Here is a 22,919-nt window from a genome sequence, read left to right as displayed (position 1 = left end):
GGCCCGCGACCCGGCGCGATGACCTGGGATCCCGAGCTCGAGGAGCTCAAGCGGCGCGAGGCGCTGGCCGAGCGGCTCGGCGGCCCCGAGCGGGTGGCGCGCCAGCATGCGGCGGGGCGGCTCACCATCCGGGAGCGGATCGCCCGGCTCGTGGATCCGGGCAGCTTCCACGAGATCGGCAAGATCGCCGGGCGCGCGACCTACGACGAGCGCAACGACCTGGTGGATCTCACGCCCTCGAACTTCGTCTTCGGCCGGGGCCGCATCGACACCCGGCCGGTCGTGGTCGGTGGCGACGACTTCACCGTGCGCGGTGGCTCCGCCGACGCGACGATCAAGGAGAAGCACCACCAGTGCGAGCGGATGGCCCACGACCTGCGGCTGCCCCTGGTGAGACTCGTGGAGGGCTCGGGCGGGGGCGGCTCGGTGAAGACGATCGAGACCACCGGACGCGCCAACGTGCCGGCGGTGGCCGGCTGGGAGCAGGTCGTCGCGAACATGGCGGTGATTCCCCGGGTCGCGCTCGGCCTGGGCTCGGTCGCGGGGTTGGGCGCGGCCCACCTCGCCGCCGCCCACTACTCGGTGATGGTCAAAGAACGATCGGCCCTGTTCGTGGCCGGCCCGCCGGTGGTGGAGCGGACCGGCGAGAAGCTCTCCCAACAGGAGCTGGGTGGCTGGGAGCTGCAGCTCAAGGCCGGCGCCGTGGACGACGCCGTCGACAGCGAGGACGAGGCCTTCGCCCGCACGCGGCGCTTCCTCTCCTATCTGCCCTCCTCGATCTACGCGCTGCCGCCGCGCGGACCCGAGACCGACGACCGCCAGCGGCGCGAGCCCGGGCTTGCCGACGCCGTTCCGCGCGATCCGCGCAAGGTCTACCGGATGCGGCCGATCGTCGAGGCCCTCGTCGACCAGGGATCGTTCTTCGAGATCGCGCCCCTCTACGGACGCTCCATGATCACGGGGCTGGCCCGGCTCGACGGCTGGCCGGTCGCGCTGATGGCCAGCGACCCGATGTTCTACGGCGGCGCCTGGACCGCCGACACCTGCCAGAAGGTCGAACGCTTCGTGGATCTGGCCCAGACGTTCCACCTGCCCGTCGTCCACCTCGTGGACTGCCCGGGGTTCCTCATCGGCTCCCAGGCCGAACGGACCGGCACCATCAAGCAAGGCGTGCGTGCGATGTCGGCGATCTGGCAGACCACCGTCCCCTGGTGCGCCGTGATCATCCGCAACGTGTTCGGTGTGGCCGGGGCCGCCCACCGCAACGGCGGCCGCTACTGCATGCGCTACGCGTGGCCGTCGGGCCGCTGGGGCTCGCTGCCGCTGGAGGGCGGCATCGAGGCCGCCTACCGCGCGGAGCTGGACGCCGCGCCCGATCCCAAGCAGAAGCTCGCCGAGATCGAGGAGCGCCTGACCAAGCTGCGCTCGCCCTTCCGCTCGGCGGAGACGTTCTGGATCGAGGAGATCATCGACCCGCGGGACACGCGGCCGCTCCTCTGCGAGTTCGCGACCCTGGCCGCGCCCCTGCGCGAACCGGGGCCGTGGTCACACGGCATGCGGCCGTGAGAGAAGGAGAAAGAGGGATGAGGATGCTGTCCGGCTGCTCGGTGCTCGGTCTCGTTCTTCTGATAGGGGCCGGATGCGGCACGGTGTCCCAGTCGACGGTCCGCGGGGAGGAGCGCCCCGCCGTTTCTGCGGAGCTGGAGAGGGTCCGCAGGGCGCTCGACAAATACCGCGATCCCTACGTCGCCGTCCGCGACGGGTATTTCTCCACGGTCGGCTGTGTTCACTACCCCCGAGCCGGAGGAGCGGGCCAGGTCCCGTATCCAGTGGGCGGGATGGGCATCCATTTTCTGAACCCCGCGCTCGTCGCCCCCGTACCTGACCCGCTGCGTCCGCCGATCCTGCTCTACGAACCGGACGGCACGACGCTCCGGCTCGTCGGGGCCGAGTGGTTCGTTCCGCTCGCCACCGGCGTCAAGGAACGGCCGATGATCTTCGGCCAACCCTTCGACGGGCCGATGGAGGGCCACGAGCCGCTCATGCCAAGAGCCTTGCAGCACTACGACCTGCACGTCTGGCTCTGGAAGGAGAATCCGGCTGGCCTGTTCAGCCCGACCAACCCGCGGTTGACCTGCCAGGGCTACGGGCACGCGCTGGCCGAGGAGGCGCCCGCCATCGTGCCGCATCCCGCGCGGTGATTCGCGTATTGATTTTTGGGCTCGACACGCTTAGCCCAGGAGCGATGAGCGCCGTCGCTAGCGCTGAACAAATGCTGGCCTAGCGGCCGGCAAAGACGCAACGCCTCACGTTCGGGCGTGGAAGCATCAAAAATCATTCCCCGTCGCACGATCGTTCATCCTGCGCGCTCCGGCTCGAGCCGAAAACCACGGTGTAGAGTTCCTCCAGCAGATGGAGGACTCGCCATGCACACGCATTCGCCAGCTGTGCTTCCCACCCACGATCGCATCGCGGAGCTCGACCGGCTGGGCGACGAGATCGCCGAGCTGGCGGCCCACCTGGACGCCGCGACGGCACGCCTCCTGGATCTGATCCGGGAATTCGACGCGGCTGGAGCCCGAGGTCGGCGCAGGCGCTGACGGCGGCCCGGGAGACGCTGTATCGGAAAGCGCGCGCCATGGAGCAGCAGTATCCCGCCGAGACGGACCCCAGCTCGGCCGACGTTCCGGCGGGAGCATCCTCCTTTTACCCGGACACGTCCACGCTGGCCCAGCAGCAGGCCGACGCCCTGGCGCTGCGGGCCGAGACGGCTTTGCACCACGGGCTCGATCCCGGGGCCCCGGGAGAGCGCTACCAGGTGGTGATCCACGTCGACGCTGAGGTCCTGGCGGATCAGAACGCGCCCGGCCAGTCCGTCCTCGAGGAGGGGACACGCGTTTCCGCGGAAACGTCCCAGCGCCTGGCGTGCGGTGCCACCAGGGTGGTGATGCGCCACGACCAGGACGGCCGCCTGCTGGAAGTCGGCGCCCGAACGCGGACGATCCCGCCCGCAGCACCGCGACCGCGGCTGCCGCTTTCCCGGCTGCAGCGTGCGTTTCGGCCAGGGCCACCACATCCGTCACTGGGCGCACGGTGGCCCGACCACGCTCTCGAACCTCACCTTGCTCTGTCGGCGGCATCACCGGGCAGTGCACGAGGAGGGCTTTCAAGTTGACCGACAGCCCGATGGCACGTTGCAGTTCAGGCGACCCGTCGGCTCCCGTACCCTCGGATCCTGCGCATACTCTGCGGGCCGGCGCAGCGCACGAGGCCTCAGCATTCACCCACGGAGCTCCTGCCCCGGCTGGCTCGGCGAGCGTCTTGATGTCCGCTGGGGATCGATGTGCTGCATCCACGCGCTCTCGTGGAGTCCCCCGACCTCGGGGAAAGCTGACTAGCGGCGCTCCTCCAGCACCGCGGACATCTGCGCCTCGCGTCCGTCACGGACGACGACCACGTCGACTTGATCGCCCGCCCGCCGGCTGCGCAGGGCGAACGTCAGGTCGTCCAGGGTCCGCACCTCGACGCCGGCGAACCGCACGATGATGTCGCCCGCCCGCACGCCGGCCTTCTCGGCCGGGCTGCCGGGGCGCACGCTGGTGATTTTCACGCCGGGGCGCTCGGCCGCACCGAAGTCCGGGACCACGCCGAAGAACGGTCCGTACCCGCCACCGCGGCTGCCCGTCCCCGGCGCGGCCACCTTCACGTACGCCGGCCCGTTGGGCTGCGCGGCGATCGTCGCGATGACGCGCGCGACCAGCTCGCCGACTGTCGCCATTCCCTTCGGGTTCAGCTTGTCCCAGGTGTCGGTCGGGCGATGGTAGTCGCCGTGGGCGCCGGTGAAGAAAAAGAGCACCGGCGTGCCCGCCCCGTAGAAGGCCACGTGGTCCGAGGGCGCGAAGGGATCGCCGCGTAGCTCGAGCGTCACGCCCAGCCCCTGCGCGGCATCGGTCACGATGCGGCGCAGGCCGGTCCCGCTGTCGACGCCACCCACGTAGAGCTTGCCTTCGCGTAGCCAGCCCACCATGTCGAGGTTCACCATCAAGACGATCCGGCCGTGGGCTCCGGCCCGATGGTTCGCGTAATGACTGGAGCCGAGAAGGCCCATCTCCTCGCCCGAGAAGGCGATGAAGACCAGCGTCCGCGGCACGCCACCGGTCGCGGCGAAGGCGCGGGCCAGACCCATGACCACGGCGGCGCCCGAAGCGTTGTCGTCGGCGCCCGGATGCACCGCGCCGACCTGATCGGGCGCCAGGGACCCCTCGCCACCGCGGCCGAGATGATCGTAATGGGCCCCCAGCACGATCGACTCCCGGCGAAGCGCCGGATCCGTCCCCGGCAGGACGCCGATCACGTTGGCCGTGGCGGCGTGATCGCGCTCGAGGTCGATCTGCAGTCTCAGCGTGGTCCCGGCGAGCGCGGCCGATCGTGCCCCCAGCGCCTGATCGATGGCCGTGGCACGCTCGGCCAGACCGGGACCGGCCCGCGCCAGCATGGCCTCGGCGACCGGACGGGTGATCGCGGCGGCCAGGATACCCCACGGCTGGCTGACGCCGCGAAGCGCCGGCAACGTGTCCCGATCGCCGGCGGGGTGATTCACCAGGAGGATGGCCCGGGCGCCGTGCTCGCGTGCGTTGATGATCTTGTGCCGGCCTTCGGAGTAGTGATAGGCGTCCGGCCGGCGAAACGGGCTGGCGGGATCGCGGGCGCGCGGCTCCTTCGTCATGGCCATGACGATCTTGCCGCGTACATCGACACCGGCGTAGTCGTCGTACTGCAGATCGGGTGCGGTGATCCCGTAGCCGACGAACACCACCTCTCCCGTCACGTCGCCGTCGGTGGAAACGGCCAGCGGCACGAAGTCGCGCCGCACCGCCAGGGTCCGGGGCTGGGGATCGAGCAGCGTCAGCGCGTTGCTGGCGCCCAGTCGGGTGCCCGTCGGCACCTCGAACGGCTGCAGGAAGCTGCCGGCCTCTCCGCCCGGGCGCAGCCCGGCCTCCTGGAAGACCCGGGCGATGTGGCGGGCGGCCCGGTCGGCGCCGGCCGTCCCCGCCGCGCGGCCATCCATGTCCGGCGCCGAGAGGACACGGACCTGGTCGATGAGCCACTCGGCAGGCGGTACGACGGCGGCGGCGTGCGCAAGGCCCGCGGCGAGCGCCACGAGCGCCACGGACAGACGACGGGACGTGGGAGCTGCCTCAGCGCCGGCGCGGGCTCGGAGTGCCGCTCATGTCGGTGCCGTAGCCGGGTAACACGCGCGCGTCGATCACGCAGACGGCGCCCTGCTGGACCATCGCCAGCCCCTGAGCGATCGCCTTGCCGGCCTCGGCCGGACGCGTAACTGGCCCGATGCCCTCGGCGCCCTGGGCGCGGGCGATGGCGGCCAGGTCGATGTCGGGATCGGCCAGGCGCTGGCCGATCCACTTGTTCTCCACGGGCCGGCCGCGTTCCCGGGCCACGCGCTCCTGGTGGAGCTCGTCGTTGTAGAAGGCTCGGTTGTTACATACGACGATGAGACAGGGGATCTGGTAGTGGGTCGCCGTCCACAGCGCCGTCACGCTCATGAGGAAGTCGCCGTCGCCCATGAGCGCTACCGGCACCCGTCCCGAGCCTTTGAGGGCGAGCGCCGCCCCCACGGTGATGCCCGGCCCCGAGCCCACACCGGCGCCCCCGTCGGCGCCGATGTAATCGAGGGGATGACGGAAGTGGCGATAGGATCCGTGCCAGCCGAGCGGCACCCGCGTGAGGCTCACCGAGATTCCCCGGGCCGCCTCGTTGAAGACGCCGGCCAGCGCCTGCAACGAGAGCGCCTCGTCGTCGATCGGCCGGGCTTCCTCGTATGATGGCCCCGACGGGCGCTCCACCCGGCGCGGCGACACGGCGTCGATCAGGGCCGGCAAGGCCGCATCGGGCTCGCACAGCAGATAGACGTCGGCGACGGGAAGGCCCTGGTGGTCCATGCTCCAGCCGCGGTGGGCGTGGGCGTCGAGGGAGACGTTGACCACCTTCGCCGACACCCGCTCGCCGCCGAACGCGGTTTTCAGAGTCCCGGCCAGATCCGTCCAGTCGAGCGAGAGGACCACGTCGGCCTCGCGGAGGGCCGCCTGGGCCCGGGTGTGCGGGAACGATCCCGGCGGCGCGACGTGCAGCGGGTGGTCGGTCGGAAAGGCCGCCGCCAGCTTGAGGTCCGTGATGACGGACGCGTTCAGCGCCTCGGCCAGCGTCACCCGCGCCTTCCAGGCCAGCTCACTGCGCCGGCTGCGCCCGACCAGGATGACGGGCCGCCGGGCCGCCGACAGCAGCCGCGCCGCCTCGGTCACCAGCTCGGGGGCCGGCCGCGGGCTTTCCGGAGCTCGATGGCGAGACGCTTCCGGCATCGGCGGCAGCGCGTCGATCCTCGTCTCCTGCAGCCCGGCGTCGAGGTTGACGTAGACCGGCCCACGAGGCGGCGTGTTGGCGAGCTGCGCGGCGCGCATGAGCGCTTCGCAGGCCGCCGGCACCGAGGCCGGCTGGTTGTCCCACTTGGTGTAGTCGCGGACCAGCGCCCCCTGGTCGGCCGCGGTGTGGATCCAGTCGATCCACGGGCGGCGCCGGGCGGCGTCCCAGGGGCCGGTGGCGCCCAGGATCAGCACGGGCTGCCGATCGCACCAGGCGTTGAAGATGGCCATCGTCGCGTGCATGAGCCCCACGTTGGAATGCACGACGGCCCCCATCATGCGCTCGGCCACCTTGGCGTAGCCGTGGGCCATGGTGACGGCGGCCTCTTCGTGGATGGCCAGCAGCATTTGCGGTCGGCTGTTCCCCAGGTAGTTCACCAGGCTGTCGTGCAGCCCGCGGTAGCTGGCCCCGGGGTTCAGCGCCAGGTACGGGATGTCGAGCGTGCGCAGGCAAGCGGCGATGGCGTCGCTGCCCCATACCGCCGGCGACGCGGCCATCGGGGACGGGGTCTCGTGGACGATGACGGGGCGGGACGCGACCGGGTCGCTCATGGTGAGGGTTCATGCTAAGTTCTCGGGTCACAGGCGTCAACCGTCCCCCGAGGAGAACCGCCTATGGCACGCGCGGGCTATCGGATCTTCGACGCGGACACCCACATCATCGAGCCCACCGAGCCGATCGAGGAATACCTCGCGGCCACCGATCGGGCCAAGCTCAAGGAGCCTCTGGTCCGGCACCTGCCCGGTCGCGGCGGCAAGTCCCGCTATCGCGTGGGCAAGCGTCCCGAGCTCGATCGCCGTCTGGGCTCGCGCGAGCGCGTTCCGCCCGCCCCCGCGGTGACGCGGGGGCTGAAGGACGGCGGCACGCCCTGGGACGTGCGCTGGCAGGGCCCGCCCTTCCCGAGCGACCGCGTCAACTTCGATCCTCACGCCCGGGTGAAGGACCTGGACATCGAGGGCGTCGACGCCAACATGATCCTGCCCTCGGGCGGGCTGCCGGCGTTCTGCGGCCTCGACGACGTGGGGCTCGAGCTGGCCATGTACCAGGCCTATCACCGCTTCCTCAAGGACTACTGCGCGCCGTATCCCGACCGGCTGACCAGCGTCATCCTGGTCTCGGGCCGCGACGTCGCGGCCTCGGTCGCGGAGATTCGGCGCTGCGGCCGGGAGCCCTGGCCGGTCGGCGTTTTTCCCATCTGCCCGCCCGAGATGTCGCTGGACGACCCCGACTGGGAGCCCATCTGGGCGGCCGCCCAGGAGCACGACCTGACCATCGTCATCCATTCGTTCACGATGACGATCCCCTACCCGCCGGGGATGTGGGACACCTGGGACAACGTCTTCCTGCAGCGCGCGGCCGGCCACGTGTGGAACGCCCAGCGCAACATGGCGGCGCTGATCGGCGCCGGCGTGCTGGACCGTTACCCGGAGCTGCGCCTGACGTCGCTCGAATGCGGGCACGGCTGGCTGGCCTTCTGGGCCGCCCGGCTGGACGAGCACGCCGAGATGTGCCAGCACGCGCTGCCCCCGCTCAAGCGCAAGCCCAGCGAGTACATCCGGGGGCCGCAGTACTACCAGAGCATCCAGCTCCACGAGGGGGAGCTGTCGCTGCGCCAGGCCATCGAGGCGCTGGGCGAGGACACGCTCATGTTCGCCACCGACTATCCGCACTCGGAGAGCTGGTTCCCCAAGTCGGTGGACGCGGTGCTGGGCTGGACCTCGATCCCCGAGACGGCCCGGCGCAAGCTGCTCTGGGACAACGCCGTGCACTGCTACCGGCGCTTCCGCAGTCGCGCGGCAGCCACGGCCTCCTAGCCGGGCCGAGACGAGCGTGACTCTCACGGAAGACGCCAACGTCCGGCTGGCCCGCGAGCACTTCGCCGCGGAAAGCGCGCACGACCACGAGCGCACGCTGGCCACGCTGGCCGACGACGTGATCTACCGCGTCGTGGCCGCGGGCGTGACCCTGCGCGGCAAGGCTGCGGTGGCCCGGTACTACGATCTCTGGTGGAAGGCCTTCCCCGACGTGACGATCGAGATCGAGCGGCTCGTCGCCATGGGCGAGTGGGTCATCTGCGAGAACGTCGCCACGGCGACGCACCTGGGACCGTTCCTGGGCCTGCCACCCACCGGGCGGCGGGTCACCCAGCACCTGTGCGCGCTGATCTGCGTGCGCGACGGCCGGATGGTCGAGGAGACCGTCTACTACGATCAGCTCGAGCGCATCCGCCAGCTCGGCGCCGTGGTCGAGCTCGACGGCCGGCGGCTCGAGCTGCCGCCGGCCTGAGGCGCGTTCTCCCGAGCGCATACGTGTACGGCGGCTTCTGCACGGGGGAGATCTTCCAGCTCCACCCGCCGGCCAGCGGCGCTCCCCAGACGCTGTTGCTCGACACCACGCTGAACATCGCGGCGAGGCGCGCGCCTACACGTGGTACTCGCCGAACGGGCGCAACGGCTTCCGGATCGACCAGGCGTTCGTCAATGCCACCCTGCTCGGGCGACTGAAGACCGTGGATTACGTCTGGGGTGGCACGGGCCGCTGGCGCCGCGACGCGCTCAGCGACCACGCCGCGCTCCTGATCGACATCGCCGACGGCTGACGCTTCAGTACAGGTGGCAGGCGACACGGTGGCCGGGGACGAGCTCGCGGACCTCCGGATCGACCTCGTTGCACTGGGGTAACACCGACGGGCAGCGGGTGTGGAACCGGCAGCCCGGGGGAACCTGAAGCGGGCTCGGGACCTCGCCGGCCAGGATCACCTCCTCCCGCTTGACGTCCGGATGGGACGGCAGCGCCGCCGATAGCAGGGCCCGGGTGTAGGGATGGCTGGGGCGCGTGAACAGCTCCTCGGCCTCGGCCTCTTCGACCAGACGCCCCAGGTACATCACGCCCACGGTGGTGGCCATGTAGCGGACGGTGGCCAGGTCGTGGGCGATGAGCAGGTAGGCCAGCCCCAGCCGCTGCTGCAGGTCGCGCAGCAGATTCATGATCTGCGCGCGGATGGAGACGTCGAGGGCCGACACCGGCTCGTCGAGCACGACGAGGGCGGGGTTGAGGGCCAGGGCTCGCGCGATGGCGATGCGCTGGCGCTGGCCGCCGCTGAACTCGTGAGGGTAGAGGTCGCCGCTCTGGGGCGACAGCCCGACCTGATCGAGCAGCTCGGCGACGCGGGCGGCCACCTGGGTTCGAGGCAGCGCGCGGTTGACGATCAGTGGCTCGCCGACGATGGCGCGCACCCGCTTGCGGGGATTGAGGCTGCTCCACGGGTCCTGGAAGACCGCCTGGATCGTGGCCCGATGGGCGCGCAGCTCGCGGCCCTGCAGCCTCGTGATGTCCTGGCCGAGGACGTGGATCGTGCCCTCGGTCGGCGATTCCAGTTTCAGGATCACCCGCGCCGTCGTGGTCTTGCCGCACCCCGACTCGCCGACCAGGGCGAACGTCTCGCCGCGGCCCACGGTGAAGCTCACGCCGTCCACCGCCCGGACCTGCCCGACGACCCGGCTCACCATCACCCCGCGCTTGACCGGGAAGTGCTTGACGAGGCCCCGCACGGCCAGGACGGGTTCACCCATCCCAGCGCTCGGCCACCTTCCAGCAGGCGGCGCGGTGTCCGTCGTCGTGGCCGGCCGCCACCACGGGCGGATACTCCTGGCGGCACACCGTGCGGGCGTGAGCGCAGCGAGGCACGAAGGGACACCCCGGCGGCAGCGCGTGCAGCGGCGGCGGCTGGCCCTCGATCGAGGCCAGGCGCTCGACACGCGACTCGAGCGGAGGCACCGAGGCGAGCAGGGCCTGCGTGTACGGATGCCGTGGCCGGTTGAAGATCTCTCGCACGTCCCCCGTCTCCACGATACGGCCGGCGTACATCACCGCGACCCGGTCGCACATCTTCGCCACGATCCCGAAATCGTGGGTGATGAAGACGAGGGCCAGCCGCATCTCCTGCTGCAGCTCCTTGAGCAGGCGCAGGTACTGCGCCTGGATGGTCACGTCCAGCGACGTCGTGGGCTCGTCGGCGAGGAGGACCCGCGGCCGGCAGGACAGCGCGATGGCCCCGACCACCCGCTGGCGCATCCCGCCCGAGAGCTGGTGGGGGTAGGCGCGCAGCCGGAGCTCCGGCGAGGGAATCCGCACGCGGCGGAGCATGTCCCGCGCGGTGGCCCAGAGCCGCGACCCGTCCAGGCGCTGGTGGATGCGCAGCGCCTCGGCCACCTGATCGCCGATGGTGAAGACCGGGTTCAGCGAGCTCATCGGATCCTGCAGGATCATCGAGACGCGGCTGCCCCGGATGCGCCGCATCTCGCGCTCGCTCTTGGCCAGCAGGTCGTCGCCCTCGAGGAGCACCTGGCCGCCCATGATGCGCCCCCCCGGCCGGGGGACCAGACGGAGGACGGAAAGCGCGGTCATGCTCTTGCCGCACCCCGACTCGCCGACGATGCCCAGGGTCTCGCCCTGGTGAACGGCGAAGCTCACGCCGTCCACGGCCTTCACCACGCCCCAACGCGTGAAGAACCAGGTGCGCAGATCGCGCACCTCGAGGAGCGGCACGCTCATGCGGGCGTCAGACCTGCCGGAGTCTCGGATCGAGACGGTCCCTCAGCCAGTCCCCCAGCAGGTTCAGCACGAGCACCGTCACGAGGATGGCCAACCCGGGAAAGAACGACACCCACCACGCGGAGACGATCAGTCCCCGGCCGGTGGCCACCATGAGCCCCCACGCCGGCGACGGGGGCGGAATGCCGACGCCCAGGAAGGAGAGCGTGCCCTCGAGCAGGATCACGTAGCCGACCTGCAACGTGGCGAGCACGATCAGGGTGTTGCTGACGTTGGGCAGGATGTGACCGAAGATGATGCGCAGATGCGAGCACCCGGCGATCCGGGCCTGGGCCACGAAGTCGCGCTCCCGTACGGACAGGACCTCGCCGCGGACCTGCCGGGCGTAGCGCGCCCACAGCAGGAGCGCGACGATGACGATGACGGTCTGAAAACTCGGCCCCACCACCACGGCCAGAACCAGGGCCAGCAGGATCGTGGGAAGCGAGAAGGCCACGTCGACCACGCGCATGATCAGCGTGTCGGTCCAGCCGCCGAAGTAGCCGGCGACCAGTCCCAGCACCGTGCCCACCAGACCGCCGATGACGATGGCCACCAGCGACACCGAGAGCGAGACCCGGGCGCCCCAGATGAGCCGGCTCAGGATGTCCCGTCCCAGCGGGTCGGTGCCCAGCGGGAACTCCCAGGTGCCACCGGCCAGCCAGGCGGGGGGCTTGAGCTTCTGGGCCAGGCGCCCTTCCAGGGGGTCGTGGGGCGACAGCCACGGCGCCAGCACCGCCGGAATGACCAGGATGACCAGGAGGACCGCCACGAACACGATGACCGACGTGTGGCGCCTGGCCTTGCCCTCCGCCGTTCCCGGTGCGCTCTCCTCGACCCGAGCCGTCGCGATCGCCATCGGCCCTATCGCTGGAAGCGGATTCTGGGATCGACGTAGACGTAGAGCACGTCGACCAGCAGGTTGATGATCACGAACTTGGCCGCATAGATGAGGACGATCGTCTGCACGAGCGGAAAATCGCGGTAGCGGACGGCGTCGATGGCCAGCAGGCCGATCCCCGGCCACGAGAACACGGTTTCGATGACCACCGAGCCCGTGAGCAGCACCGCCACCACGAACCCGATATACGTGAGCGGGGGGATGGCCGCGTTCCGCAGGCAGTGCTTCCACACGACCCAGCGTTCGGCGACGCCCTTGATGCGGGCCAGCTTCACGTATTCACTGTCCATCACGTCTAGCATGGCCGAGCGGACGAGCCGCATCACCGCCGCCACCTGGTACCACCCCAGCGCGATGGCCGGCAGGATGTAGTGCTCGGTGCCCCCGCGGCCGGACGCGGGCAGCCACCCCAGCATGACGGCGAAGACCCAGATCAGGACGATGCCCAGCCAGAAGCTGGGCATGGACTGCCCCGTCAGCGCCACCGCCTTGCCGATGTAATCCAGGGGGCCACCGCGCCGGATCGCCGACAGCACCCCGACGGGAATGGCGATGAGCAGACTCACCGCGATCGCCGCCCCCGCCAGCTGCAGCGTGGCCGGGACACGCTCGAGGACCAGTTCCAGGGTCGGCTGCCTCAGCCGGATCGACCGGCCCAGGTCCCCGCGCAGCGCGTTGCCGACGAAGGCCAGGTACTGGGTCGGCAAGGGCCGGTCCAGCCCCCATTTCTTGGCGGCGCTCGCGTAGTCTTCGGCCGTGGCCTCCTCGGGCAGCATGATGTGCAGCGGATCTCCCGACAGCCGAGCGAGCAGGAACACGATCAGGGAGATCACGAACATCGTGAGCACGCCCTGGAGCAGCCGCTGGAGCAGATAGCGCTGCATCGTGCCGGTCCGCGTTCAGCCGGCCCGCCGGTCGCTACTTCTTCTGGGCGTATTCAAGGTGCGTGAAGCCGTAGTACCCCGTCGTCTTCCAGTCCCCGACCTTCTTCTGGTTGACCCCGAAGAGCGGATAGAGGTCCACGAGGGGGACCGCGTGGTAGCCCGAGTAGATGATGTCGCCGATGGCCCGGACCATCTTCGCGCGCTCCGCGGGATCGGCGCTCCTGTCGAGCCGCGAGAACAGGTCCTCGATCTCCGGCAGCTCGACGCCGCCCAGGATCCCGGCCTTGGAGAAGAAGATCGCCATCTGGCTGCCGGGGATGGGCGGGATGCCCGTGCGGTGCAGGAGCCCGATGCCGGTCAGCTTCCGGGCCCGGGCGTCGGGGCGGACGCCGGCGGCGTACTCGACCAGCTTGAGCTCGAGCTTGATCCCGACCTTGGCCAGGTCGATCTGAATGGCTTCGGAGGCCGACACGAGCTCGGGGACGCCGCTCAGGAGATAGGCCCGCCACTCGGCGGTGAAGCCGTTGGGGTAGCCGGCCTCGGCCAGCAGTTTCTTGGCCCGCTCCGGGTCGTACGGGTACGGCTTCCAGGCCGGATTGCTGAACTCCTTCACCCACGGCGGGACGATGGGCACGATGTTCACCTTGGCCTCGCCCAGGAACAGGTGCTCGACGATCGCCTGGCGATTGATGGCCAGGTTCATCGCCTCGCGCACGCGCTTGTCCAGCCAGGGAACCTTGGGATTGAAGGTCGGCCGTTCCTTCGAGTACTGCCCGCCCATCAGGCCGAACACGACGATACCGGGCCAGAGCGAGCGCCGCGCCTCGAAGCCGGCCCCCTGGACCTCCTTCTTGAGACTCCGCGGCAGCTCGATGATGTCCGCGTCGCCGGTACGGAGGGCGGCCACCCGGGTGGCGTCCTCGGGCACGAACTTGTAGACGAGCTCCTTGAACTGCGGGACCACTCGCCAGTGCTTGTTGACGGCCCGGAACTTCATGTGCTCGCCCTTGAGCCACTCCACCATCTCGTAGGGGCCGGTGCCCACCGGCTTCGAGCTGGCCTTGTCCACCCCGACCGAGGTCACGTACTTCTTGGAGAGCATCTGCGACTCGCGGCCGTTGGACAGCTCGAACAGCAGGTCGGGGTTGGAGGCTTTGAGGTGCAGCCGGACGGTGTGGGGATCGACCACCTCCACCCGGTCGAGCGTCTTCCGCCAGAAGGCGGTGGTGCTGGCCAGCGAATCCTTGCCGGCGAGCAGCTCGAGCGAGAACTTCACGTCCTCGGCCGTGAAGTCGCCGTGACCCCCGTGGAAGGGGACGTCGCGGCGCAGGAAGAAGGTCCACGTCTTGGCGTCCGGAGAGACCTGCCAGCGCTCGGCCAGCATCGGACGCTTGTAGTCCCAGGTGACGGGGTCCACCTCCACCAGGTGCTCGTAGACCGGCCGGGTGAGCAGCTTCGAGGACTGCGCGCCCAGGTGGGGCATGGTCACCTCGTGGATCGGTGGCGCCCCTGCCACGACGAGCTGCTGCGCTCCGGCCACACCGGGACCGAGCAGGGCGACGAACAGGACGACAACCAGCGACAGGGAGGCCAGGCGAGCCACTCGAGCGGGCACGTTCCTCATAGTCGTCTCCTCAGAACCCCGTAGGTTCCGGCCATCCTGGGGCCGCTGCGGCATGTTGTCAATAGCCGGCCAGGCCATGTGGCGGTACGATCCGGCTGGAAAGGGAGGACCGATGAGGCTCGGAGGGCTCGCCGCCGCGTCAGTCGGCATCGTAGCCGTGGCCGGGGCCGCTGCCGGCGGACCGCCAGGACGCTGGGTGCAGGCCGCCTCCATGCCGGAGGCGCGCACCGAGGTGGCCGTCGCCGCGCTGAACGGTCGCATCTTCGTGGTGGGCGGCTTCGGCGGCAGCGGCGCGCTGCTGGAGTACGACACCGCGGCCGACCGGTGGCGACAGCGGGCGGCGCCGCCCGCGAATCTCAACCACGCCGGGGCCGTGGTCCTCGGCGACCGGCTGTACGTCGTCGGCGGCTACACCGAGAGCTGGCAGCCGGTGGCCAGCACCCTGATCTACGACCCCGGTGCCGACCAGTGGCGAACGGGCCCGCCCCTGCCGACCGCGCGCGGGGCCCTCGCCGTCGCGGTCCTCGATGGCCGCATCCACGCCGTGGGCGGTGCCGGGCCGGGGCGTCGCAACACCGCCGCCCACGAGGTCTACGACCCGGCCGCCGATCGCTGGACGGGGCTCGCCCCACTGCCCACGCCCAGGGATCACCACGCCGCCGCAGTGGTCGACGGTCGCCTCTACGTCGTGGGCGGCCGCGTCGACGGCAGCTACGCGCGGAACCTGGCCGTGAACGAGGAGTACGACCCCCGCACGAATCGCTGGCGCGCACGAGCCCCGCTGCCGACCCCGCGCAGCGGGATCGCGGCCGTGACGCTGGCCGACAAGGTGTTCGTCTTCGGCGGAGAAGCGCCTGCCGGCACGTTCGATCAGGTCGAGGCCTACGAGCCCTCCACCGACGCCTGGACCGCGTGGGCGCCGATGCCGACGGCGCGGCACGGACTGGGCGCGGCGGTGGTAGGCCGGCGCATCTTCGTCATCTCGGGGGGACCGACACCGGGCGGATCCTCCTCACGCGCCAACGAGGTGTTGATGCCATGATCGAGCGCCGACCGTTCGGACGCACCGGACATTCGAGCACCGCCGCGCTGTTCGGCGGGGCGGCGCTGGCCAGGGCCAGCCAGGCCGACGCCGACCGCGCCCTGGACCTCCTGCTCCGCTACGGCGTCAACCACATCGACACCGCGGCCCGCTACGGAGACTCCGAGCTGCGCATCGGGCCGTGGATGGCCCGCCACCGCAAGGACTTCTTCCTGGCGACCAAGACGGGAAGCCGGACGGCCCGGGGGGCTCGCGACGATCTCCACCGCTCGCTCGAGCGGCTACGCGTCGACCGGGTCGACCTGATCCAGCTCCACTCGCTGGGCCATCCCGACGACTGGGACCAGGCCATGGGAGCGGGCGGCGCCCTGGAGGCGCTGACCGAGGCCCGCCAGCAGGGACTGGTCCGGTTCATCGGCGTGACGGGGCACGGCTGGAACATCGCGGCCATGCACAAGCGGAGCCTCGCCCGCTTCGACTTCGACTCCGTGCTGCTGCCCTACAACTTCCTGATGGCCCAGAACGAGCGCTACCGAAAGGAGTTCGAGGAGCTGCTGGCGTTGTGCCGGGAGCGCAACGTCGCCGTCCAGGTGATCAAGGCCGTCGCCCGCGGGCCCTGGGCCACCGCCGACCGGACACATACCACCTGGTACCAGCCCCTCACGGAGCCCGCAGACGTCGATCGGGCGGTGCACTGGGCCCTCGGCGTGCCGGGGGTCTTCCTCAACACGGCGGGCGACCTCACCGTGCTGCCGGCCTTCCTCGACGCGGCCAGTCGCTTCTCCCGACGCCCCGCGGACGAGGAGATGGCGGCGATGCTCGACGCCACGCGGATGACGACGCTGTTCGGCATCGGCACCTGAGGGGCGCCGCTGCCGTCCGTCACTTCATCTGGCGTCTGAAAAAGTCGATGGCGAGATCGATCGCCGCCTCCTGCGCGCGATCGACAGCGTAGGCGCCGTCGGCGCCGCGGAACGGGAAGAGGTAGCCGTGCAGGGGGTGGTCGTAGGAGGCCCACTCGGCGGTCTTGCCCTCCTCCCGCAGGAGGTCGTAGCTCACGCGGAAGATCCCCTGCAGGTGATCCGTGTCGCGACCCAGAACCAGGATGGGGGTGCGGATGCCGCGGATGCGCTCGCGGGCTACCCGCTCGTTGATGCGCGCTCGCACCTTCTGCACCTCGCGCATCTGCATCTCCTCGATATCACGCATCTGGGTCTGGGGCTTGACGTGCGCGGTGGCGTCGGGGGTGAGGTCGAGGAACTCGTGGTTGGCCGGCTCGCAGGCCACGCCGGCGGCGACGCCAGGGTACTCGCTGGCGATCTTGAAGATCATCTCGCCACCGTGGCTCACGCCGGCCAGCCCCACGCGGTCCGGGTCCACGAAGGGCAGCGTCTTGACGAACGTGATGACGTCGATCTCGTCCTCGTATTCCAGCGGCGAGCGGTTGAGCAGCTGGCGTCCCTGGCGGATGTCCTCCACCAGACGGCCGCCCTTGTTGTAGCCGAGCTCGACCTCGGCGCGGTAGCGCAGCCAGGCGACCGCGTACCCCGCGTCCAGCAGCCGGTCCATGATGTAGCCACGGTTGCGCACGGCCTCCCGCACCCACGGCATTCCGCCGCCGCCGTTGCCGGAGGCCAGCAGCACGATCGGCGCACGGCCGTCGCCGGGCGGGCGCCGCAGGCCGATGGGCGTATAGAGGCCATCCAGCGTGGGCACGTACATGAGCTGCACGGGGATGGTCGAGCCCGGCACCGGCTCGGTGATGACGACGCGCTCGGGATCGATGGCGGATTGCCGGCTCATGGCGCTCCTCCCTCGTAGTATCCTCTCGCAGCCGAGGGGATACATCAGACCACCCCGCAGGGCAAGGACCATCATCGGGGAGGAATCGCGCAGTGAGTGAGCCGGTCAAGGCCGAGAAGTTCGCCATCGGGCAGTCGGTGATGCGCCTGGAAGACCCCCGCCTGGTGCAGGGGCTGGGACGATATTCCGAAGACTGGAGCCTGCCCCGCCAGGCCCACGCCGTCGTCGTGCGCTCCCCGCACGCCCACGCCGACATCCGGGGCATCGACACGGCGGCGGCCCGGGCGGCCCCCGGCGTCGTGGCCGTCTTCATCGGCGCCGACCTCGTGGCCGACGGCGTCGGCACGCTGCCGACCGACCGCCTGCGCAAGCGGCGCGACGGCTCCCCGGCCTTCCCCACGCCCCGCGCGGCGCTGGCCCACCGGCGGGCCCGGCACGTGGGTGACCCGGTCGCGCTGGTCGTGGCCGAGACCCGCGAGCAGGCGATCGACGCCGCCGAGCTGGTCGCCGTCGACTACGCGGCGCGCCCGGCCGTCGCCGACGCGGCGGACGCGCTGCGGCCGGGGGCGCCCGCGGTCTGGGACGAGGCGTCGGACAACGTCGCCTTCGTGTGGGAAGCCGGCTCGCGCGAGGCCGTGGCCCGCGTCTTCGAGGGTGCGGCCCACGTGACGCGGCTCGACTTCGTCGTCACCCGTGTGGCCGCAGCCCCGCTGGAGCCGCGCGCCGCCACCGGCGAGTGGGACCGGCGCGCCGGGCGCTACACCCTGTACACGGGCATCCAGGGCCCGCACATCGTGCGGGGGCTGCTCGCCGACATCCTGAAGGTCCCGCACAGCCAGATGCGCGTCGTGACGGCCGAGGTGGGCGGCAGCTTCGGGATGCGCAACGGCGTCTATCCCGAGATGGTGCTGGTGCTGTGGGCGGCGCGCCGGCTGGGTCGGCCGGTGAAGTGGGCGTCGCATCGCCGCGAGGGGTTCGTCAGCGACGAGGCCGGGCGCGACAACGTGTCGACGGCGGAGCTGGCCCTGGACGCCAACGGCAAGTTCCTGGGCCTGCGCGTGGGCATCGCCCTCAACGTCGGCGCCTACCTCACCCAGCGCAGCGCGGGGCCGGGCACGAACAACGTGGGGGGGCTGGCCGGCGTGTACACCACGCCGGCCATCCACGTGCAGACCACCGGCGTCTTCACGAACACGACGCCCACGGGCCCCTATCGTGGTGCCGGCCGGCCCGAGGCCACCTACGCGATCGAGCGCGTGATCGACGTGGCGGCCGGCGAGCTGAAGATCGACCCGCTCGAGCTACGCCGCCGCAACCTGATCCCCTCCACCGCCATGCCCTTCAGGACCGGCCTGGTGTTCACCTACGACTGCGGGGATTTCGCGCGCGGCATGGGCATGGCCCTGTCGCTCGCCGATCAGGCCGGCTTCGAGACGCGCCGCGCCGAGGCGCGGCAGCGCGGCAAGCTGCGCGGGCTCGGCATCGCCAACCCCATCGAGGTCGCCGGCGGTCCCTACAGCGGCCCCAACCCCGACACGGCCCGGGTGTGCGTCAATGCCGACGGGTCGGTCACGCTCTACACCGGCTCGACGTCGATGGGCCAGGGCAACGAGACCGCCTTCGCCCAGATCGTGGCCGACCGGCTGGGCGTGCCGCCCGAGCGCATCCAGGTCCTCTGGGGCGACAGCGATCTGCTCGGCGCTGGACGCGGCAACGGCGGCTCGGGCGCCCTCACGGTGGGCGGCTCCGCGGTGGTGCGGGCGACCGAGAAGATCATCGAGCGGGGCCGTCGGATCGCCGCCCACCTGCTGGAGGCCGCCACCGAGGACGTCGTGTTCCGCGACGGCCGCTTCCTCGTGGCCGGCACCGACAAGGGCGTGGCCCTCGCCGCCGTAGCCAGGACCGCCTATCAACCGCGCCAGATGCCGGCCGGAATGGAGACCGGGTTCAGCGAGACGGCGGCCTTCGCGGCGCCCGCCGTGACCTTCCCCAACGGCTGCCAGGTGTGCGAGGTCGAGATCGACCCCGAAACGGGCGTCGTGAGCATCGTGCGCCACACCGTGGTCGACGACGTCGGCACCATGATCAACCCCATGCTGGTCAAGGGCCAGATCCACGGTGGCGTGGTCCAGGGCCTGGGTCAAGGCCTGTTCGAGGTCCTCGCCTACGACCGGGAGACGGCGCAACTCCTGGCCGGCTCGTTCATGGACTACGCCATGCCGCGGGCCGACGACGTCCCCGCCTTCGACGTGGACTCGTACGAGGTCCCCACGAAGATCAACCCGCTGGGAGCCAAGGGTGTGGGGGAGGCCGGCACGGTGGGCGCGCTGCCGGCCCTGCTCAACGCAGTCAACGACGCGCTGGCCCCGTTCGGCGTCCGCCACCTCGACATGCCGGTGACGCCAGAGCGGGTCTGGCGCGCGCTCCGGGAGGCCCGCTAGGGCTCAGTGCACGCCGCCGCCGCCGTCCACGAGGATGGTCTGCCCGGTGATGAAGTCGCTGTCATCCGAGGCCAGGAAGATCAGCGTGCCCACGATGTCCTCGGGGACCTCGGCGCGCTTGAGCATCCGCATGCGGATGTTCTCCTGCTTGCGCTCCTCGGAGATGTTCTTCTCGTTCTCGCCGCTCAGGGTGAACCCGGGCGAGATGGCGTTGACCCGGATGCCGAACTCGCCGAGCTCCCGGGCCAGGGACCGCGTGAACCCCACCACGCCGCCCTTGGAGGTCGTGTAGTGGATGTAGTGCGGCACGCCCTTGAAGAACGTGGACGACGCGATGTTGATGATCTTGCCCTTGCCCTGAGCCTTCATGGTCGGGAACACGGCCCGCGAGGCGAGGAACAACCCGCGGAGGTTGACCGCCATCACCCGGTCCCACTCCTCCACCGGGATCTCCATGAACGGTCGGCGCTTGAGCGTGCCGTAGACGGCGGCGTTGTTCACCAGGACGTCGATGCGGCCGAACCGGGCCAGGGTCTCGGTGGCCAGGCGCTGCGTGTCCCCCTCGCGGGAGACGTCGCAGACGACGCCCAGCGCCTGGGCGCCTAGGGCCTCGATGTCCTTGACGGTGGACGTGGGGTCGGCGATGTCGGCCACCACGACGCGTGCTCCCTCCGTCGCCGCGCCCAGGCAATAGGCCCGGCCGATCCCCTGGGCGCCGCCGGTGATGATGACGACTTTGTCCTTGAGCCGCATGGAAGCCTCCTCGAGTTACTTCAGCGCCCGGATCTCGTCCAGGACCGGTAGAATATACCGCCGGAACCGGTCGGGATTCTCGCTCATCGGAAAGTGGCCCAGCCCCTCCATGACCGTCAGCTTGACGCCCGGGATCTGTGCGGCCGTGCGCGCGGTGTCGTCCGGCGTGCACGAGAAATCGTACTCTCCGGTGAGGAGGTAGAGGGGGCAGCGCGCCGTGTCGACACCGCCGAGCTGGCCGCGCAGATCGGAGTCGACCCGGTAGAAGTACAGGTCGCCCTTGAACACGCCGGAGCCGCCCTGCATGTACCCCCACAGGGTTTCCCAGCGCGCCTCGCTGGGGCTCTGGGGAGCGATGAGCCCGGACATGAGCGCGGCGCTCACCTCGCCGCCGTGGACATCGGGCCGGTGGAGCCACCCGGTGTCGTCGTACCACGGGGCCTGATAATCGGCCGCCTCGAGGCCGATCAGCGCCCGGAACTCGGGGGCGTGATCGCGCGCCAGGTGGAGCACGATCTTGCCCCCGATCGAGCAACCGAGGACGACGGGCCGTTCCAGGCTCAGCGCCTGGCAGAAGCTGCGGATCATCTCGACGTACCCCGCGGCGGTGAGCCGGTACTCGTCGTCCTGCCAGCCGACGGGCGGCAGCGACTTGCCGTGCCGGGGCATGTCGAACGCCAGCACGCGGAAGTGCCGGGTGATCGCCTCGTCGGTCATCAGATGGCGGAACTGGCGCCCGTCGGAGCCAGCGGTGTGCAGACACACCAGCGGGATGCCCTGTCCGGCCTCCTCGAAGTAGAGCCGGTGCGGCCGCGATTGCAGCGTGAGGCGCAGATACCGTCCCACGATGGGCTCCAGCCCGGGGTCAGCCACGCCCGTGCTTCCGCGGTGCCGCCAGCACCTCTTTGACGTAGCGCAGGTTCGCCATCAGCGGCTGGAGATCGCCCTCGATCCGGGCCTGGCCCAGCTTGGCCATGGCGAAGAGATCGTGATAGCCCGGCGCGGGCACCGATTCCCAGAACCGCCGCCAGGCCTCGGCGGAAGCGCGCACCGCGAAGCGCCACTGCCGCATGAGAAAGGGCCCCCGCTCGAGGCGGGCGATCCGCCCCTCGATCACCGTGACCAGCCACGCCGTGTCGCCCGTCTCGACCAGGAACGTCGTGGTCAGGTAGCGGCCGCGACGCACCAGGGCCTCGTTGCCATTGACCAGCTCCGCGAGCCCCTCGAGCACGGCGCCCATGATAGCGCCGATCCGGGGCGGACTCAGGACTGGACGGCGGGGCTCGGCTGCGGGCCGTACCGCGCCCGGCGCCAGAAGAAGATGCGCGAGACGGGGTGCGCGGCCAGGTGCTTCTGGACCGACTCCATGTAGAGGTAGAGGACGGGCGTGATGTAGAGGGTGAGCAGCTGGGAGACGAGCAGGCCGCCGACCACGGCCAGGCCCAGCGGGCGCCGGGCGTCGGCGCCGGCCCCGATGCCGAGCGCGATGGGCAAGGCCCCGAGCAGCGCCGCCATGGTCGTCATCATGATCGGCCGGAAGCGCAGCAGGCAGCCCTGATAGATCGCCTGGGCCGGTGCGGCCCCCGCCCGCTCGGCCTCCAGCGCGAAGTCGATCATCATGATGGCGTTCTTCTTCACGATGCCGACGAGCATGATCATCCCGACGAATCCGTAGACGTTCAGCTCGGCCCCGAACAACATCAGCGTGAGCAGCGCTCCGGCGCCGGCCGAGGGCAGGCCCGAGAGGATGGTGAGGGGGTGAATGAAGCTCTCGTAGAGCACGCCCAGCACCAGGTAGATGACGAGGACGGTGATGAGCAGGAGCATCCCTTGCCCGCGCAGCGAGTCCTGGAAGGCCTGGGCCGTGCCCTGGAAGGTGGTGCTCAGCGTCGCGGGCACCCCCAGCTCCCGCTGGACCGCCTGCACCTGGGCCACGGCATCGCTCAAGGACACGCCCGGCCTGGTGTTGAACGAGATGGTGACCGCGGGCAGCTGGCCCAGGTGCTGCACCGTGAGCGGTCCCAGCCCGGGCGTCAGCGTGGCCACCGCGCCCAGCGGGATCAGGCGCCCACTGCTCGAGCGCACGTAGAGCCGCTCCAGGGCCGTGGGATCCCGCTGGTACTGCGGCTCCAATTCTAAAATGACCCAGTACTGGTTGGACGGCGTGTAGATGGTCGAGACCTGGCGCGAGCCGTAGGCGCTGTAGAGCGCGTCCTCGATCTGGTCGGCCGTCACGCCCAGCGACGACGCCCGGTCGCGGTCGATGTTGACGACCACCTGGGGGCTCGTGATCTGCAGATCCGAGTTGACGTCGGTCAGCATCGGGAGCGCGCGGATGCGCTCCTGGAGGCGCGGGGCCCACTGGTAGAGCTCGGTGAGGTCCGGGCTCTGGAGCGTGTACTGGTAGAGCGCCTTGGTGAGCTGGCCGCCGATCCGGATC

General features: G+C 70.6%; 21 protein-coding genes. 9 read left to right on the top strand and 12 right to left on the bottom strand.

The features are described from left to right. Positions 1 to 18: 18 nt before the first annotated feature. The 4 genes from VFR64_09745 to VFR64_09730 all read left to right on the top strand — a co-directional run bounded on the left by VFR64_09745 (position 19) and on the right by VFR64_09730 (position 3,398). Positions 19 to 1,566: a carboxyl transferase domain-containing protein gene (locus VFR64_09745; GenBank protein HET9490019.1), complete on the top strand. Its 1,548-nt coding sequence runs from the start codon at positions 19 to 21 to the stop codon at positions 1,564 to 1,566. A 17-nt stretch (positions 1,567 to 1,583) separates the two neighbouring features. Further along, complete coding sequence (locus VFR64_09740; protein HET9490018.1) at positions 1,584 to 2,201, top strand: hypothetical protein; 618 nt, start codon at positions 1,584 to 1,586, stop codon at positions 2,199 to 2,201. Between the two features lie 225 nt (positions 2,202 to 2,426). Further along, on the top strand, positions 2,427 to 2,600 hold the full coding sequence (locus VFR64_09735) for a hypothetical protein (protein HET9490017.1): 174 nt from the start codon (positions 2,427 to 2,429) through the stop codon (positions 2,598 to 2,600). Positions 2,601 to 3,050: 450 nt separating this feature from the next. Beyond that, positions 3,051 to 3,398, top strand: coding sequence for an HNH endonuclease signature motif containing protein (locus VFR64_09730; GenBank protein HET9490016.1), 348 nt, complete (start codon positions 3,051 to 3,053; stop codon positions 3,396 to 3,398). On the opposite strand, the gene VFR64_09725 is transcribed toward VFR64_09730, so the two are convergent. Continuing rightward, entirely contained in the window at positions 3,395 to 5,161 is a 1,767-nt protein-coding gene (locus VFR64_09725; GenBank protein ID HET9490015.1) for a M28 family peptidase, read from the bottom strand. The genes VFR64_09730 and VFR64_09725 overlap by 4 nt on opposite strands. 37 nt (positions 5,162 to 5,198) lie before the next feature. After that, positions 5,199 to 6,989, bottom strand: coding sequence for a thiamine pyrophosphate-dependent enzyme (locus VFR64_09720; GenBank protein ID HET9490014.1), 1,791 nt, complete (start codon positions 6,987 to 6,989; stop codon positions 5,199 to 5,201). Between the two features lie 63 nt (positions 6,990 to 7,052). Here VFR64_09720 and VFR64_09715 point away from each other — a divergent pair, with 63 nt between their 5' ends. After that, positions 7,053 to 8,252, top strand: coding sequence for an amidohydrolase family protein (locus VFR64_09715; GenBank protein ID HET9490013.1), 1,200 nt, complete (start codon positions 7,053 to 7,055; stop codon positions 8,250 to 8,252). A gap of 16 nt (positions 8,253 to 8,268) precedes the next feature. Continuing rightward, positions 8,269 to 8,724: an ester cyclase gene (locus VFR64_09710; GenBank protein HET9490012.1), complete on the top strand. Its 456-nt coding sequence runs from the start codon at positions 8,269 to 8,271 to the stop codon at positions 8,722 to 8,724. Positions 8,725 to 9,041: 317 nt separating this feature from the next. On the opposite strand, the gene VFR64_09705 is transcribed toward VFR64_09710, so the two are convergent. The 5 genes from VFR64_09705 to VFR64_09685 are packed head-to-tail and all read right to left on the bottom strand — an operon-like array spanning position 9,042 to position 14,440. Next, positions 9,042 to 10,010, bottom strand: coding sequence for an oligopeptide/dipeptide ABC transporter ATP-binding protein (locus VFR64_09705; protein ID HET9490011.1), 969 nt, complete (start codon positions 10,008 to 10,010; stop codon positions 9,042 to 9,044). Further along, the gene (locus VFR64_09700) at positions 10,003 to 10,992 is read right to left on the bottom strand and encodes an ABC transporter ATP-binding protein (protein ID HET9490010.1); all 990 of its coding nucleotides are present in this window, start codon (positions 10,990 to 10,992) and stop codon (positions 10,003 to 10,005) included. The genes VFR64_09705 and VFR64_09700 overlap by 8 nt, the downstream gene beginning before the upstream one ends. A 7-nt stretch (positions 10,993 to 10,999) precedes the next feature. After that, positions 11,000 to 11,890, bottom strand: coding sequence for an ABC transporter permease (locus VFR64_09695; GenBank protein ID HET9490009.1), 891 nt, complete (start codon positions 11,888 to 11,890; stop codon positions 11,000 to 11,002). 5 nt (positions 11,891 to 11,895) lie between these two features. Then, positions 11,896 to 12,816: an ABC transporter permease gene (locus VFR64_09690; GenBank protein ID HET9490008.1), complete on the bottom strand. Its 921-nt coding sequence runs from the start codon at positions 12,814 to 12,816 to the stop codon at positions 11,896 to 11,898. A gap of 34 nt (positions 12,817 to 12,850) precedes the next feature. Beyond that, positions 12,851 to 14,440 carry an ABC transporter substrate-binding protein gene (locus VFR64_09685; protein HET9490007.1) on the bottom strand — a complete coding sequence of 530 codons (1,590 nt, stop codon included), beginning with the start codon at positions 14,438 to 14,440 and terminating at the stop codon, positions 12,851 to 12,853. Positions 14,441 to 14,552: 112 nt separating this feature from the next. Here VFR64_09685 and VFR64_09680 point away from each other — a divergent pair, with 112 nt between their 5' ends. Continuing rightward, entirely contained in the window at positions 14,553 to 15,482 is a 930-nt protein-coding gene (locus VFR64_09680) for a kelch repeat-containing protein (protein HET9490006.1), read from the top strand. Then, entirely contained in the window at positions 15,479 to 16,345 is an 867-nt protein-coding gene (locus VFR64_09675; GenBank protein ID HET9490005.1) for an aldo/keto reductase, read from the top strand. The genes VFR64_09680 and VFR64_09675 overlap by 4 nt, the downstream gene beginning before the upstream one ends. A gap of 19 nt (positions 16,346 to 16,364) precedes the next feature. Here VFR64_09675 and VFR64_09670 read toward each other — a convergent pair whose 3' ends face one another. Then, complete coding sequence (locus tag VFR64_09670) at positions 16,365 to 17,285, bottom strand: acyl-CoA thioester hydrolase/BAAT C-terminal domain-containing protein (GenBank protein HET9490004.1); 921 nt, start codon at positions 17,283 to 17,285, stop codon at positions 16,365 to 16,367. Positions 17,286 to 17,377: 92 nt separating this feature from the next. Here VFR64_09670 and VFR64_09665 point away from each other — a divergent pair, with 92 nt between their 5' ends. Continuing rightward, a complete protein-coding gene (locus VFR64_09665; protein ID HET9490003.1) occupies positions 17,378 to 19,726 on the top strand; it encodes a xanthine dehydrogenase family protein molybdopterin-binding subunit in 2,349 nt (782 codons plus the stop codon). Between the two features lie 3 nt (positions 19,727 to 19,729). Here VFR64_09665 and VFR64_09660 read toward each other — a convergent pair whose 3' ends face one another. From VFR64_09660 to VFR64_09645, 4 genes are all read right to left on the bottom strand, one after another. Continuing rightward, positions 19,730 to 20,479 carry a 3-oxoacyl-ACP reductase family protein gene (locus tag VFR64_09660; GenBank protein ID HET9490002.1) on the bottom strand — a complete coding sequence of 250 codons (750 nt, stop codon included), beginning with the start codon at positions 20,477 to 20,479 and terminating at the stop codon, positions 19,730 to 19,732. Between the two features lie 15 nt (positions 20,480 to 20,494). Beyond that, positions 20,495 to 21,352, bottom strand: coding sequence for an alpha/beta hydrolase (locus VFR64_09655; GenBank protein ID HET9490001.1), 858 nt, complete (start codon positions 21,350 to 21,352; stop codon positions 20,495 to 20,497). Continuing rightward, positions 21,345 to 21,719: a hypothetical protein gene (locus VFR64_09650; GenBank protein ID HET9490000.1), complete on the bottom strand. Its 375-nt coding sequence runs from the start codon at positions 21,717 to 21,719 to the stop codon at positions 21,345 to 21,347. Before VFR64_09650 ends, VFR64_09655 begins: the two co-directional genes overlap by 8 nt. A gap of 23 nt (positions 21,720 to 21,742) precedes the next feature. After that, a partial coding sequence (locus VFR64_09645) for an efflux RND transporter permease subunit (GenBank protein HET9489999.1) occupies positions 21,743 to 22,919 on the bottom strand: 1,177 nt, incomplete at its 5' end.

The organism is Candidatus Methylomirabilota bacterium (genome assembly GCA_035709005.1).
GTDB lineage: Bacteria > Methylomirabilota > Methylomirabilia > Rokubacteriales > CSP1-6 > 40CM-4-69-5.
The sequence above is the reverse complement of the archived record's forward strand: the minus strand, read 5'-3'. Positions and strand labels throughout refer to the sequence as shown.

What these genes read in the sequence shown, in the direction of transcription:
- VFR64_09670 (HET9490004.1), bottom strand. Translation starts at nt 17,285, where the DNA reads ATGAGCCGGCAATCCGCCATCGATCCCGAGCGCGTCGTCATCACCGAG.
- VFR64_09695 (HET9490009.1), bottom strand. Translation starts at nt 11,890, where the DNA reads ATGGCGATCGCGACGGCTCGGGTCGAGGAGAGCGCACCGGGAACGGCG.
- VFR64_09705 (HET9490011.1), bottom strand. Translation starts at nt 10,010, where the DNA reads ATGGGTGAACCCGTCCTGGCCGTGCGGGGCCTCGTCAAGCACTTCCCG.
- VFR64_09660 (HET9490002.1), bottom strand. Translation starts at nt 20,479, where the DNA reads ATGCGGCTCAAGGACAAAGTCGTCATCATCACCGGCGGCGCCCAGGGG.
- VFR64_09700 (HET9490010.1), bottom strand. Translation starts at nt 10,992, where the DNA reads ATGAGCGTGCCGCTCCTCGAGGTGCGCGATCTGCGCACCTGGTTCTTC.
- VFR64_09745 (HET9490019.1), top strand. Translation starts at nt 19, where the DNA reads ATGACCTGGGATCCCGAGCTCGAGGAGCTCAAGCGGCGCGAGGCGCTG.
- VFR64_09685 (HET9490007.1), bottom strand. Translation starts at nt 14,440, where the DNA reads ATGAGGAACGTGCCCGCTCGAGTGGCTCGCCTGGCCTCCCTGTCGCTG.
- VFR64_09680 (HET9490006.1), top strand. Translation starts at nt 14,553, where the DNA reads ATGAGGCTCGGAGGGCTCGCCGCCGCGTCAGTCGGCATCGTAGCCGTG.
- VFR64_09720 (HET9490014.1), bottom strand. Translation starts at nt 6,989, where the DNA reads ATGAGCGACCCGGTCGCGTCCCGCCCCGTCATCGTCCACGAGACCCCG.
- VFR64_09735 (HET9490017.1), top strand. Translation starts at nt 2,427, where the DNA reads ATGCACACGCATTCGCCAGCTGTGCTTCCCACCCACGATCGCATCGCG.
- VFR64_09650 (HET9490000.1), bottom strand. Translation starts at nt 21,719, where the DNA reads ATGGGCGCCGTGCTCGAGGGGCTCGCGGAGCTGGTCAATGGCAACGAG.
- VFR64_09675 (HET9490005.1), top strand. Translation starts at nt 15,479, where the DNA reads ATGATCGAGCGCCGACCGTTCGGACGCACCGGACATTCGAGCACCGCC.
- VFR64_09715 (HET9490013.1), top strand. Translation starts at nt 7,053, where the DNA reads ATGGCACGCGCGGGCTATCGGATCTTCGACGCGGACACCCACATCATC.
- VFR64_09740 (HET9490018.1), top strand. Translation starts at nt 1,584, where the DNA reads ATGAGGATGCTGTCCGGCTGCTCGGTGCTCGGTCTCGTTCTTCTGATA.
- VFR64_09690 (HET9490008.1), bottom strand. Translation starts at nt 12,816, where the DNA reads ATGCAGCGCTATCTGCTCCAGCGGCTGCTCCAGGGCGTGCTCACGATG.